Raw genomic sequence first — 13,646 nt, 5'->3', positions numbered from 1 at the left:
CTTTTGCAGAGCAAACCCAATCTGAAAGAAAGATGAAAACCCAATTTCTAGCTCTTGCAATTGGCTTTAGCTTCACCCTTTACAGCCAGTCGGGAGACAAATTCATGAAAAAGGGCGATTACCGCTCAGCTGCTTACGCTTACGAAAACGAAGTATTGCTCAAGCCATCAAAATATTTTGATATGGCCAAAGCTTACTTTATGATGCGCGACTTTGATAAGGCCATTATCGCTTTAGAAAATTACAAACAAAAGGACCCAAAAGCCAACATGGAAACGGCAGATTGGTGGCTAAGCATGCTGCGAAGGGCCGATGAACCAGTAAAGTCCGTAAACCTGGGCGACAGCATTAACACTTCAGTTGCTGAGCTAATGCCTCTAATCTCACGCGATGGCAAGCGAATGTATTTCGCGGCTCGCAAACGCACAGGGGGCAGCGGTGGGTACGACATCTGGTATAGCGACCGCCGTGAAGATGGCACCTGGAGCACTCCGAAGCTGATAGAGGCTCTCAGCACACAAAAAGACGAAGTGCTGTGGAGCTTATCGCCTGATGCTCAGGTCGCCTTGCTGGGCGGCAAACACGCTGGCCGTTTTGGCAAGGATGACATTTACTATTCCGTGCGCAATGCCGAAGGCCGAGACTGGAGCCAGCCGTGCAATTTGGGGGCCGCTATCAATACTAAAGCCTACGAAGGTCAGGCTTGTATGGCAGCTGACGGGCAGACTATCCTTTTTGTAAGCAACCGCCCTGGCGGGTCCGGTAAGATGGATATTTATATGAGCCGACTCACTCCCGCTGGCTGGAGCGTACCTGTAAATCTGGGTAGTACCATCAACACTGCCGGCAACGAAATGTATCCCAAACTCAGTGCCGATGGCAAAACACTTTATTTCACATCCAACGGACACCGTGGTTTTGGCGGATATGACATCTTCATGGCCCGGAGACTCGACGACAGCTATACTCAGTGGAGCTCACCCGTCAATATGGGTCCCTACATCAACACAATTTTAGATGAATACGACTTCTCTATCACTACCGAAGGCAATCTGGCTTATTTCTTCCGAAGAAGTAGCACAAAAAAAACAAACACCGACATTTACCGAACGATCATACCTATTCTGCTCAGACCGGAAAAAACCGTAAACATCACGGGCGCTGTGCTTCATGAAAGGGATTCAGCTGCTCTACTGAACATCAAGTACACAGATCTAAGCACCGGTCGGGAAGTAGCCCGCGTAGCAACCAATGCTGCCAGTGGAGCGTATTTTACACAACTTACTCTGGGTAGAAAGTATCTGGCAGAAATCAATACCCGCGGATTTCTCTACCTATCCGACACTCTTGACTTATCAGACATTCGCAGACTTATCCCGCGCGACAGCTTCAAAAAACGTCTTCGTGATGAACTTGAAGCCATTCGCCGTCAAAGGGCTTTGCTCGAAGAGCGCCTGAAAGAAATCGATACCCGTATGGCTTCAGAAAGTGACCGCATAAAAGAAGAATACGAAGCCCTGCTCAAAGCCCTTGCACAAAGCGAATTGCACCTGCGCGCTATGGCCGCTGAAGTAGAAAACTCCCGCGACCGCTGGCTGCTCGAAGATGTGGTAATCCCCGATATCGTACGCAATTACAAGGTGCAGCGCAGCACCGTAGGTGCAAGCTTTGAACTGAAGGACATCTACTTCGACCTCGGCAAAGCTACCCTTACACCTCAATCGCGCACCTCGCTCGATGCCTTGTACGAAATCCTGGCCAAAAACGACATTTACATTGAGCTGGGAGGGCATACCGACTCCATTGGCAGCGACGAAAAAAACCTTCGCCTTTCTCAGGAACGCGTAAATGCCGTAAAAGACTATCTGGTAAATAAGGGCATCAATCCACAACGGATCAAAGCTGTCGGATATGGGGAAACTCGTCCGGTAGCTGATAACCGCACCGAAGAGGGTCGACGCAAAAACCGCAGGGTGGAAGTAACCATCATCGATCGCAGAGCAGCACTCTCGGGCACAGACGATCTGATAGAAGAAAAGCCTGCAGAACAGACTCCTTTAGCCACCTTTGAAATCACAGATTATTATTCGACGCTGAAAGCTGCTGCCAACCTTGCTGGTTTACCGAAAGGCAGCCCATGTGCCAACGAAACTTCTAAAGTGAAAACAAAAACCACAAAAGTCCCGAAAGAGAAAAAGGTGCGCGAACGCAAGCAAAAAGAACGCAAAGTCAAACCAATAGATACCGACGACACCATCATCATCACTGATGCAAAACCTCGAAAAAAGAAAAAGCGCAGAAGAGGTGGAGATGTCGTCATCATTGATGGAAATGGATCAGGGGGAAATGTGCAAGGTGGCACATCTGATAAAAGCTCAAGAAGGTCGAGAGGAGATATAATCCCTGACGGACATTACATATACAAGACACTTAATTTGTCATACATGAACATGGAAATAATGCCAAATAGTTTACTTCAAATAGGTAATTTTACAGGAGTACAGCTCAACTTGTCAGCTGGTTCTTTCCTTGAAACACATCTGACGTATTATTTAGGCGGTGGCAATGTAGACTGGGGAGCCAATCTTTCGCAGTTGTTTAAAATAAATATTGGTAAAATTGTTCGGCTACCGCTACAGGCTATGGCTGGCTACAGATTAGACTATTTTAATCTTGCCGACGTTGCACCACTTTCAGAAGATAAATCACATCAAGGATTTATTAGCTTTCCGGTTGGCCTTCGTTACAATCTCGCTTTCAATGAAAATTTTGTAATAGCTCCAGAGTATACTATTAATTTAAATGGTTACACATTCGATGAAATTGGTACTTCTAGATTCACAAGCCTTGGCGTACAAGCGCGATGGAGGTTTCTGCACGGCGGCTTTTTTATAAATCGGGGAACGACAATCAATTTCAACGGTTTTAAAGTCGGCATATCGTTTTAAGTTCAGGTTGGGTTATTTGAGGTAATCTGCAATAAGAGGAAAGGGCGCCTTTTCGGGTGCCCTTTCTGATTTTTGAATGGTTTAAAATCCTTCACATTTAGCACAAAGAGGTACTTCGGCATTTCGACCTTTAGCAATTTTATCGAGCATCCACATGCGTTTGACACTTAGATATAGTCCCGCCAGTGATACATCAGGAAATTTTCCAATGATTCCTTTGCCATTCAAGTCGGTACAACACACTGTGGCATGTCCATCTGCCAGAAGCACTAAGCTGTGAAGTAGCAATCTACAGCCGCGCTTGTGCAGGGGCAGCGGATTGGGCAATGAAGCGAATTCTTGCCCGAGCTGGCCACCCCAGTCGTGGGCAAAACGCACCTCATAGTCATCAGCCAGTTGCAGCAGCTCTGCGAATTCTTTGTTATGATGAACTGTTTTAGGAAGTTGGTTATTGGCAAGTAAAGTAATAAACTCTACTTGTGGTGGCCGCTGTGACAAACGCGCAGCCAGCATATACGAAAGCACCGTTTCGCGAAAGGTCTTCCAATGAGATCTATTTCGAATGTACTCATACATCTCAGGTGAACCACCATCCATGCTAAAGCGCAATAAGTCCAAGGCCCGGGTATTTTTAAGTGCATCGGCCAGCTTGGGCCTGTACACTGTGCCGTTAGACAGCAGACTTACCTTAGGAAAAGGTTTATTAAGTTCTGCCGCTTTCTTCTTAGCCTCGTCGATTAAATATAGTATTTCATCTAATTGCGGATGCAAAGTGCTCTCTCCTCCGTTGTGTAAGTGAATCCATTGCAGTGCGGTAAGCCTTCGATCTGTTAAAATTTCATTTAAAAGCTCTTCAAATACAACAAGATCAAAGCGACGCTTTGGTTTCGAATGGTCAAGTGCACAGAATCGACAGCGTAGATTGCAATAGCTTACCGGCTCAATGTAGAGTTCACGAAAGTTGTTTAGTGGGTTACCAAATTTTTGAAAGCGTAAGTATCGGTACTGAAATAAGGCAGTAGAGGCTACCCGCGCCATTGGCCATACTATGGAATTCGCATCTACACGCTTGCTAATGAAGTTTTTAACTCTTCTCAATTTTCCATCGCATTAATGGTGCAAAAAGAGTGTGGATGCTGAAAAGCATTCATGATTTTCGTTAGAATTAAACTTTACTTACATTCATTGCCTTTTTAATTCTCTACCTTTGCAGCTCATTATCACTAACTATGAATACATGGGATAAAAACAAAGGCGAACGCTCTGGAAAGCCTTTGGCCCGGGAGGGTAAACCCAACAACAGAGACAACAACAAAAAATCCTCCTCCATGTCGAACTTACAAAGAAAAGGTTCTTATCAGGAGAAGAAACAAGACTACCGCAAAAAGGAATTCACTTCAGATTTTAAAAGTCGGGGAAAGAATTTCGAGCACTCATCGAACTTCAAGGGCGGGTTCAAAAGATTCTATAAAAATCCGCAGGAAATACAACAGCACACTACAGAGCCAAAAGATAATCGCCTAAGACTCAATAAGTTTCTTGCTAACGCAGGTATCTGTTCACGCCGTGAAGCCGATGAACTCATCCGTCAGGGATTAGTAGAGGTCAATGGCAAAATAGTAACCGAAATGGGCGTCCGCGTTGACCCTGAGAAAGATGTGGTGAAATATGGCGGAAGCACCATAAAGGGCGAAAAAAAAGTGTACATCTTGCTAAATAAACCTAAGGGTTATATCACGACGACCAAAGACGAAAAAGCACGCAAAAACGTAATGGAACTCGTAGCTGGGGCTTGTAAAGAGCGCATCTACCCCGTAGGCAGACTCGACCGCCAAACTACCGGCTTGCTATTACTGACGAATGACGGCGAATTGGCCAAAAAACTTACACACCCTTCGCACGGAGCACCTAAGCTTTATCACGTAGTACTTGACAAAAATGTTTCAACCGGCGATATGGAAAAAATTCGCCGTGGCGTGGTGCTCGACGATGGCCCAGCACCCGTGGATGAAATCGAATACGTCGAAGGCAAGGATCGCAATCAAGTGGGTATCAAGTTGCACATTGGTCGCAATCGCATCGTTCGCCGAATCTTCGAACATCTTGGCTATCAAGTCGTAGCGCTTGATCGCACCATGTTTGCTGGCCTCACCAAAAAAAACTTACCAAGAGGGCATTACAGGTTTTTGACCGATAAAGAAATAGCTTATCTAAAAATGCTATAATCCTTCGCAATTCATTTCTTTTGTGCGAAATGAATTGGATTAAAAAAGCTTTCAAAGCTGTTTTTTGGATTGGTATTGCCTTCATACTGCTTACAGGTGTAGTGTCCTTGTACTTTTATTACCAAAAAGACAAGGTAATTCAAGAAGTTATTCGCCAATTGAATGATCACCTTGCTGTACCCATCGAAGTTTACAAAGTAGATGTAAGTTTTAAACACTTCCCTCGCTTAGCTGTGGTCTTCAGGCAGGTGCGCTGTACCGAATCGACCGTCGAAAACCCTGAATTGCTATTAAAAGTCGATAATTTGTACATAAAATTTTCATTGCTCGATGTGGTGTATGGTCGATATTACATCAATGAAATCGGCCTCGAAAATGGTTACACGCATATTAAATTTTTTGAAGATGGAAGAAATAATTTCACCATTTTCAAAGCAGATACAGCATCTAATTCTTCACCTATTGATATTGAAAAATTACATCTTACCAATCTTCAAGTTACTTTTAGCAATTTCAGAGATAAAATATTTACCTCGCAGCAAATTTTTTCATCAGAGCTTTCAACGAGCTATAGAGACAGCGTGCGCATAAAAGGACATTGGAATGCGCGAAACATTTATGTGCGTACACCAGACATTTCGTTTGAAGAAAAAATTTCACACTCAGCTGCTTGTGATATAATAAATGGTCAAAAGTTCATTTTACTCAAACTTGAGAATGCTGAAATTGACAGGTCAAAATTTGACTTGATTTTCACAAGAGAAAATTCGAAAGATGAATTTTTTATAGAGTGTAAAAATCAAAAGATTTTTTCCAACCCATCAATACAAAAAATACTGTATAAATACCTTTCTGACTTTAGAATAAAAAAAGATAATATTTCAGCAATTATTCATGCAAAAAGATCAGCGGAAAAATGGTCAATTGCTTCTACTTTCAATGGCAGTTTTCAAAAAGTCTTATGGGCAAAAAGCGATATACAGATTGACGAATTAAAAGCAAAAGGATCGGCTCATTACGAAAATAATGTTTTTGAAATTAATATTAGCGAACTCGCTGGTCGCAGCGCAAGCACTGAAGTGTCAGGAACACTTGCCATTCAAAAACAAAAATCTGCACTCATTGAGGGAAACTTGGCAGTTAAGGGTGAGCCAGACGGTTTAGCTAAATTGACGGGTTTTGGTCAATCTGTAAGCGGGCAAGGCGCTGTAACAGCCCAGGTGCAGTTCAGATACCGCATGGACGATACTCCCGGAAAGAAAAAAAACATTGTTCTTCCCGAAAAATTTGAATGTTTGTTGCGTTCGGAGCACCTTAACCTTAAAATAGAAAACAACAGCGTATCAATACCGGCGTTAAATCTTTCGATCGACAAACAAGGATTTAACTTTCAGCAGAGGTTAGCGGTAAACGATCGAAATGTAAATGCTGATCTGCAAATAAAAGGTTTAGCCGAGTGGTTGGTTGACTCTACAGCTTTTGTTGAGATCAGAGGTGTTTTCGATATTGATGCATATGATGAAAATTTTTGGAAATCATCTACCACATCTTCCATTTCACCCTTGTCAGCCCTCGATCGCACGCGATTAGATGTGCAAATCGAAATCGGCACCTACACTGTAAAACAGTTAAAGTGCACGGATATTAAAGCTAAAGTTCTAAAGCCAGATAAAAACTTGGAATTTCGCCCTCTTACCATGAATCTTTTCGGGGGCACTTTGGAGTTTGAAGGAAATTTAAATAGCACGGCAGTTGGCTATGCGATAAATGGTAAAACCCAACTACGCCGAATAGACCTAAGTCAGCTAATGATCGGATTTAACAATTTCGAGCAGCAGACACTTACTCATAAAAATTTACAAGGAAAGCTCTCGGGCACGGTGCAGTTTAGCCTTCCTCTCGCAGCTGACCTCGACCCTGATGTAAGACGGATTTCGGCAGAAATGGAACTGAAGGTGCAAAATGGCCGGCTGATCGATTTTGAACCTATGGAAGCTCTCGGCCGCTTTGCCGATGTGGATGAGTTGAAAGACATTCGGTTTGACGAACTCACCAACAGACTTAAGATTGAAAATCAGCTCATTCAAATCCCGCAGTTTGAAATCCGTTCAAATGCGTTGAATTTGATTTTAGAAGGCACACATAGTTTTGAAAACGCGATCGACTACAAGGTTGGCCTGAGTTTGAGCGATGTGCTCTACCAGAAGCGAAAACACAGCCGTTCGCTTAACGATGTGGTCTTTGAAGAAGACGAAAACGGTGCCCGCATCTGGATTCGCATATCGGGCACTACTGATCAGCCGAAAATCACACCCATTAAAGCCGAACTCATTCGCTCTCGAAATCAGCTTTTTAATAAACAAAAAGAAGAATCCACGGACACCGTCCAGCCTTCAAAACCCTCTAAGAGCCCGTATAAATTTGAATGGGATGAAAAGTAAAAAAAGCTAACGACTCCCGCTTTGTCAATCATTAAAGTATCTCAAAGGCCTTCTTCCTGAAGAAAAACGATTGATGTTCAGACAAATCTCGGATCAGCCTCCATCGTATGACCACAGGCATCGCAGGTGCGGAGAGCTTCAGAGCCATAAAATTCCCTGAAGTGAGGCAGAAAGTCTTTTTCAATGTCCTGAAGTTCAAAATAAACTTCGTGGAGTTTGTGGTTGCATTTTTCGCAAAACCACAGTAAACCGTCCTGGTAGCCTTTACCTACTCTGACGCGCTCAATGACCAGACCCACTGACCCCTCTGTGCGCATGGGTGAGTGTGGTACGCCCGCTGGCAGAAGAAACATATCGCCGGGGCCCAGGTGAATATCGACCGGTTTTCCGTCTTGCTGGATGCGAACGGTGATGTTTCCCTCAAGCTGGTAAAAGAGTTCTTCGGTTTCGTTGTAGTGGAAGTCTTTGCGCGCATTGGGGCCTCCGACCACCATCACGATGTAGTCCGTTCCCTCGGGGTAGAGGTTTTTGTTGGCCACCGGTGGTTTGAGCAGATGTTTGTTTTCTGCAATCCAGGCATTCAGGTTAAAGGGTTTACGGATTTCCATGATATTCAGAATTTTAAGTAGCGTTCGCCGATTATGTTAAGGTGGTGATATTCATGACCTGTGATGATGAAAGCAATATCATTAGCACAGGTATCAAAGTTATTGGCACGGCCACGGAAGAAGAGTTCCTCTTTTGTCATCCGGCTAAAGATGTTGATGCTCAAGTTGCGAATCAATAAGTAATCTCTCAGTAAGGCATTTGGCGATAAGAGTTGAGCATTGAGGGCGGTGCTGTCAGCCCAGTGATTTTCGTCGAAGGAAGGTAATTCTGTGCTATCTCTGCGGCTCATGGTAAGGGCACGATACAAGAAAACCGTTTCAGCATCAATTACGTGTCGGATCACTTGGGCCAGTGTCCACTTTCCTGCTTGGTAGGTTGTTTCAAAGTCCTCTGGATCCATAGAGCTCAGCATGTCAGTCATGCGCTTTTTGCCGAGCTCCATCAGATTGAGTACGTGTCCGTCGGGCAATGAGGCGATGTATCCCTGGTAAAAAGCCGGGACATCTGTAGGTTGCGGTTTTTTAAAATGCATTACCAGTCAGGATTATGCTTCTTTTACCAACTTTTTGTACCGGAATCGCTTTGGAGTAGTATCGCCCAGTCGCTTGCGCTTGTTTTCTTCGTATTCTGAGAAGGAACCTTCGAAGTAATACACTTTGGCATCGCCCTCAAAAGCCAAGATATGTGTACACACTCGATCGAGAAACCAGCGGTCGTGCGAGATGATAACGGCACAACCGGCAAAGTTTTCAAGCGCTTCTTCAAGGGCTCGAAGGGTATTGACATCCAGATCGTTGGTGGGCTCGTCGAGCAGCAGCACATTGCCGCCTTCTTTTAGTGCCATAGCCAGGTGCAGTCGGTTTCGCTCTCCGCCTGAGAGCATGCCGACCTTTTTATTTTGGTCCTGACCTGAAAAGTTAAATCGGCCGAGATAAGCTCGTGTATTGACCCGTCGACCTCCGAGGTCAAATTCATCCTGGCCGTCGGCCATGATTTCAAAAATGGTCTTGTCTGGGTGCATTTTTTCGTGCGACTGGTCCACATAAGCGATCTTAACTGTGTCGCCGATAATAAATTCACCGGAATCGGGTTTTTCCTGTCCCATGATCATACGGAAAATGGTGGTTTTACCAGCACCATTTGGCCCGATGATTCCAACGATTCCTGCCGGCGGAAGTGCAAAATTCAAATCTTCATACAGTATTTTATCGCCATAGGCTTTCGATACGTGTCGGGCTTCGATCACCTGTGTGCCTAAGCGTGGCCCCGGCGGTATATAGATTTCGAGTTTTTCTTCTTTCTCTTTTTGCTCTTCGTTCAGCATTTTTTCATAGTTGGCTAGACGAGCCTTTGCCTTAGCTTGGCGGCCTTTGGGGTTCATTCGCACCCATTCGAGCTCGCGTTCCAGCGTTTTGCGACGCTTTGAGGCTTGTTTTTCTTCCTGCTCAAGGCGTTTGGTCTTTTGCTCTAGCCAGCTGGAGTAGTTGCCCTTCCAGGGAATGCCTTCGCCACGGTCGAGTTCCAGGATCCAGCCGGCTACATTGTCTAGAAAGTAGCGGTCGTGCGTTACGGCGATAACTGTGCCCGGATATTGTTGAAGGTGGTGTTCGAGCCATAACACGCTCTCGGCATCGAGGTGGTTAGTGGGCTCGTCGAGCAGCAGCACATCGGGCTGCTTGAGTAAAAGACGGCAGAGAGCTACTCGGCGTTTTTCACCACCAGAGAGCACAGAAATAGGCTTATCAGGCTCCGGACACTGAAGGGCATCCATGGCGCGTTCGAGTTTAGTGTCAATTTCCCAGGCGTTTAGCGCATCGATTTTATCTTGTAGCTCGGCTTGGCGGGCCATAAGCTTCTCCATTTTTTCAGGGTCTTCATATACCTCTGGCAGGCCAAACTGGTCGTTAATGCGGTTGAATTCGTCGAGCAGCGCCATGGTTTCGGCCACGCCCTCGCGTACGACTTCGATAACTGTCTTGTTGGGATCTAACTGCGGTTCTTGTTCTAGATAGCCTACCGTATAACCTGGAGACCATACCACATTGCCCTGATAGTTCTTCTCTACGCCAGCTATGATTTTCAGTAAAGTACTCTTTCCAGAGCCATTGAGACCGAGAATACCGATTTTAGCCCCGTAAAAAAAACTGAGATAAATATCTTTGAGCACTGTTTTGTTGGTAGATGAGTAGGTCTTAGTGACGCCACTCATGGAAAAAATGACCTTCTTATCGTCTGACATGGTTGAAATTTTCGTTTGTATTAAAGGTAATTATTGATAATTCTTGGAACTCCATCGAAAAATCGACTACAGAGCTCAAGGCGATTTCAGATGCGAATATCTGAAATGCCGGCTAATGTGGCTGTTTATTTTTTCACTTCTTACTGGTGTGATGGGTTTTGCCCAGACATTTGCTGTGCGCGGATTTATTTACAACGATAGCCGCACACCGCTGCCTCTTGAGAACTTGCACATTCTAAACACCCGTTCCGGCAAAGGAACCATTTCGCTATCTAATGGTTATTTTCAGATAAATGCACAAGTGGGAGACACGCTCAGGATTACGGGACTGGGCTATAAAAACCATTACCTCTGTATTGACGACACCTATCGGGCTGAAATTGTAAAAGTAATGCTCACTGAAAAAGCTACTGAACTTGCTCAGGTAGATGTGACCGGCTATCGCCTTACCACCAATAATCCGAGGGCTATGGAAATAAAACAACCGCTGCTTCCTGCTGATAAAGACATTCGCACACCGGGCCGTAGCCGGGCTACTCTGGCCAGTCCGATTGATTATTTATACCAAATGTTCAGTTCCCGCCATCGCCAACTCGAAGAGCTCGATCGTCTCGCGGAACGAGATGAATTTATCGATCGCCTTGACATTAAAAAAAATCGAGAAATCCTGCTCGAACTCACCGGATTAGACCAAGAGGGGCTGCGTATGCTCATCTTTTACTGTCAGATGAGCGAAGAAAAAATTTATTCCTCCAGCGATTACGACCTCATCGTTTCAATGATGGAATGTTATCGCAGCTTCAAGCTCCGAAGAATGTTTATGGATAAGAAATAACACTTAATGTCGCTCAAAATCATTATCCTCGGCAGTTCGAGTGCTACTCCTACGTCAAATCTCTTCCCCACGGCTCAATGGTTGGAAATTGGCAACAAACGCTTTCTGATCGATTGTGGGGAAGGTACTCAGATGCAAATCCGGAAAAACAAACTTTCATTTGCCAGGCTTGATGCCATCTTCATTTCCCATGCTCATGGCGATCATTGTTTTGGTTTGTTAGGGCTTCTGAGCAGTCTCGACCTGATGAAGCGCCAGAAGGAGCTCTTTTTGTTTGCCCCACCGCAGATTGTCGAGCTGGTCGATTTCTTTTTCTATCGCCACAGTGAGCAGCCTTTTTCTTATCTGCTGCACAGGATTCCGGTTAAAATGGGGGAAAAATATCTGCTTCATTCCACTGCCTTTGCAAATGTTTACACCTTTCCACTTAAGCACACGATTGACTGCCAAGGGTTTGTGTTTGAAGAGGTGTTTCCGTTAAAAAATGTAAATCCTATAAAAATCAAAGAATATCGGATTCCTGCTTGTGATATCCCCAACATCAAAAAAGGATTTGACTGGTCTTCCGATGAGGGTCATACGATACCTAATGAAGAATTGACCTTGCCCCTGCCAAGAGCTTTGCGATATGCCTATTGTACCGATACCATATATTTGGAAAACCTATCGGAGCTTGCAGGGAGTGCAGATATACTCTATCACGAAGCTACCTACAGCTCATCGGAGTCAGCGATTGCTCCACTTACCGGACATTCCACGGCTGTGGAGGCAGCAAAAGCGGCTCTTCAGATTGGTGCGAAATACCTGCTTATTGGCCATTTATCTGTTCGGTATAAAGATTCTTCACAGCTGGTGAACGAGGCAAGACAAATCTTTCCGAATACGTACTTTGCCCGGCAGAACAGTCGGTTTATACTCGACCGGAAGCTGATGAATCTCTTAATAGAAGACCCCAAAGAGACGGTACATGCCCAGAGTTGATTCCAGAGCCAATCCCAAAGGGGCTCTAACTGTATTGTTTATCACGGTATTTCTCGATTTAATGGGTTTCGGGCTTATCATCCCGATTTTGCCGATTTTCGCGAAAGAATTGGGGGCCAATGGGTTAGTGATTGGTGTAGTTGCCAGTAGCTACTCCTTTATGCAATTTATGTTTTCGGGTTTCTGGGGTTCGCTCAGCGACCGAATCGGGCGTCGGCCGGTCATACTGATTAGCATCGTAATCATGGTAGTTGCATACATTGTCTTTGCCAATGCAGGTTCAATCGCTGTTTTATTGATTTCAAGACTGTTGTCAGGGCTGGGTGCAGCTAATCTCTCGGCTGCTCAGGCCTTTATCAGCGATGTATCTACTCCGGATAAAAAAGCTAAGAATTTTGGACTGATCGGCGCTGCTTTTGGTCTTGGATTTATTGTCGGGCCGCCTTTGGGCGGATGGCTCAAAGACTCCTTCGGCATCGAATGGGTTGGTTACACGGCAGCGATATTTTCAGTCGCAAATTTTCTTCTGGCGTATTTCATTCTGCCCGAAAGTTTACTTACAAAAAACAGCACCTCTTCACTTTGGCAGAACCCATTTGGCAATATGGTGAAAGTGCTTCGGCAGTCGGCGGTCAACCAGTTTTTCATCATTAACATTATTTTTATTACAGCTTTTTCAATGATGCAGATTACCGCGGCCATCCTCTGGCATGAGAAGTTTAGGCTATCGGATGCTGAAGTTGGCTACACTTTTGCCTTTATTGGAGCTTTAGCTGTGGTGATTCAGGGATCGCTCCTGGGCAAGTTTACTGCGCGTTTCAGTGAAAAGTCTCTCCTTGCCACTGGTAACCTGCTTATGGCTGTCGGTCTTTTGGCTATGCCGTATATACCCGTCGAATGGTTCGTGCCGCTCGAACTACTAGCTCTCGCACTTATAGGATTCGGAAATGCATTTATCAATCCTATGCTCAGCTCTCTGCTCAGCACCGAAGTGAGTGCACTGCAGCAGGGCTTTTACCTTGGCATTCTGCAATCTTCGGGTTCATTGGCACGGCTGATCGGGCCGGTCATCGGTGGTTCACTTTACGATGTGCATTACACCATGCCATACGTGGCCAGTTTTGGGCTGATGCTGATGAGTTTTTATTTTTCATTGAAATTAAGTAAAAAGCACTAAGTCAGACAAAGCGAAATTCCACAGTCCTGGTCACATTTGTAGGCCTCCAGGGAATTTTCTGAAAAAGTACAGAAGTTTCTTAATGTTAATTTAATTCTAAGTGGGCTTACTGTTAGCTATTTTTGACAGTATAATTCAATTTAATAAATAGCGAAAAATCTGTATTTATTTTTATTTCTTCTTTCGGCTTC

At 44.8% G+C, this 13,646-nt stretch carries 10 protein-coding genes; 6 read left to right on the top strand and 4 right to left on the bottom strand.

Going from position 1 to position 13,646, the window contains the following annotated elements:
* Positions 1–32 precede the first annotated feature (32 nt).
* A complete protein-coding gene (locus ACK4EX_RS07425) occupies positions 33–2,948 on the top strand; it encodes an OmpA family protein (RefSeq protein ID WP_409771317.1) in 2,916 nt (971 codons plus the stop codon).
* A gap of 81 nt (positions 2,949–3,029) precedes the next feature.
* Here ACK4EX_RS07425 and ACK4EX_RS07420 read toward each other — a convergent pair whose 3' ends face one another.
* Entirely contained in the window at positions 3,030–4,046 is a 1,017-nt protein-coding gene (locus tag ACK4EX_RS07420) for a radical SAM protein (RefSeq protein WP_409771314.1), read from the bottom strand.
* 131 nt (positions 4,047–4,177) lie between these two features.
* Here ACK4EX_RS07420 and ACK4EX_RS07415 point away from each other — a divergent pair, with 131 nt between their 5' ends.
* Both ACK4EX_RS07415 and ACK4EX_RS07410 read left to right on the top strand, forming a co-directional pair.
* Positions 4,178–5,173 (top strand): pseudouridine synthase, encoded by a 996-nt coding sequence (locus ACK4EX_RS07415; RefSeq protein WP_409771312.1) that lies wholly within the window; start codon positions 4,178–4,180, stop codon positions 5,171–5,173.
* Between the two features lie 29 nt (positions 5,174–5,202).
* Positions 5,203–7,614 (top strand): AsmA-like C-terminal region-containing protein, encoded by a 2,412-nt coding sequence (locus ACK4EX_RS07410; RefSeq protein WP_409771310.1) that lies wholly within the window; start codon positions 5,203–5,205, stop codon positions 7,612–7,614.
* Between the two features lie 77 nt (positions 7,615–7,691).
* On the opposite strand, the gene ACK4EX_RS07405 is transcribed toward ACK4EX_RS07410, so the two are convergent.
* Genes ACK4EX_RS07405 through ettA form a run of 3 tightly spaced genes read right to left on the bottom strand, consistent with a single transcriptional unit; the run spans position 7,692 to position 10,462 of the window.
* Complete coding sequence (locus ACK4EX_RS07405) at positions 7,692–8,222, bottom strand: 3-hydroxyanthranilate 3,4-dioxygenase (RefSeq protein WP_409771307.1); 531 nt, start codon at positions 8,220–8,222, stop codon at positions 7,692–7,694.
* A gap of 5 nt (positions 8,223–8,227) precedes the next feature.
* Positions 8,228–8,755 (bottom strand): DinB family protein, encoded by a 528-nt coding sequence (locus tag ACK4EX_RS07400; RefSeq protein WP_409771305.1) that lies wholly within the window; start codon positions 8,753–8,755, stop codon positions 8,228–8,230.
* Positions 8,756–8,767: 12 nt separating this feature from the next.
* Positions 8,768–10,462, bottom strand: a complete 1,695-nt coding sequence (gene ettA / locus ACK4EX_RS07395; protein WP_409771303.1) for an energy-dependent translational throttle protein EttA — start codon at positions 10,460–10,462, stop codon at positions 8,768–8,770.
* Between the two features lie 43 nt (positions 10,463–10,505).
* Here ettA and ACK4EX_RS07390 point away from each other — a divergent pair, with 43 nt between their 5' ends.
* From ACK4EX_RS07390 to ACK4EX_RS07380, 3 genes are read left to right on the top strand one after another with little or no spacing between them, the layout of a single operon-like run.
* Complete coding sequence (locus ACK4EX_RS07390; RefSeq protein ID WP_409771300.1) at positions 10,506–11,297, top strand: hypothetical protein; 792 nt, start codon at positions 10,506–10,508, stop codon at positions 11,295–11,297.
* Positions 11,298–11,303: 6 nt separating this feature from the next.
* Complete coding sequence (locus tag ACK4EX_RS07385) at positions 11,304–12,278, top strand: ribonuclease Z (RefSeq protein ID WP_409771298.1); 975 nt, start codon at positions 11,304–11,306, stop codon at positions 12,276–12,278.
* Positions 12,265–13,455: an MFS transporter gene (locus ACK4EX_RS07380; RefSeq protein ID WP_409771295.1), complete on the top strand. Its 1,191-nt coding sequence runs from the start codon at positions 12,265–12,267 to the stop codon at positions 13,453–13,455. The genes ACK4EX_RS07385 and ACK4EX_RS07380 overlap by 14 nt, the downstream gene beginning before the upstream one ends.
* The last annotated feature ends 191 nt before the right edge of the window (positions 13,456–13,646 follow it).

The sequence above is a fragment of the Thermaurantimonas sp. genome (genome assembly GCF_046299575.1).
Lineage (GTDB): Bacteria > Bacteroidota > Bacteroidia > Flavobacteriales > Schleiferiaceae > Thermaurantimonas.
The sequence above is the reverse complement of the archived record's forward strand: the minus strand, read 5'-3'. Positions and strand labels throughout refer to the sequence as shown.

What these genes read in the sequence shown, in the direction of transcription:
- ACK4EX_RS07425 (WP_409771317.1), top strand. Translation starts at nt 33, where the DNA reads ATGAAAACCCAATTTCTAGCTCTTGCAATTGGCTTTAGCTTCACCCTT.
- ACK4EX_RS07415 (WP_409771312.1), top strand. Translation starts at nt 4,178, where the DNA reads ATGAATACATGGGATAAAAACAAAGGCGAACGCTCTGGAAAGCCTTTG.
- ACK4EX_RS07410 (WP_409771310.1), top strand. Translation starts at nt 5,203, where the DNA reads ATGAATTGGATTAAAAAAGCTTTCAAAGCTGTTTTTTGGATTGGTATT.
- ACK4EX_RS07405 (WP_409771307.1), bottom strand. Translation starts at nt 8,222, where the DNA reads ATGGAAATCCGTAAACCCTTTAACCTGAATGCCTGGATTGCAGAAAAC.
- ACK4EX_RS07400 (WP_409771305.1), bottom strand. Translation starts at nt 8,755, where the DNA reads ATGCATTTTAAAAAACCGCAACCTACAGATGTCCCGGCTTTTTACCAG.
- ettA (WP_409771303.1), bottom strand. Translation starts at nt 10,462, where the DNA reads ATGTCAGACGATAAGAAGGTCATTTTTTCCATGAGTGGCGTCACTAAG.
- ACK4EX_RS07385 (WP_409771298.1), top strand. Translation starts at nt 11,304, where the DNA reads ATGTCGCTCAAAATCATTATCCTCGGCAGTTCGAGTGCTACTCCTACG.
- ACK4EX_RS07380 (WP_409771295.1), top strand. Translation starts at nt 12,265, where the DNA reads ATGCCCAGAGTTGATTCCAGAGCCAATCCCAAAGGGGCTCTAACTGTA.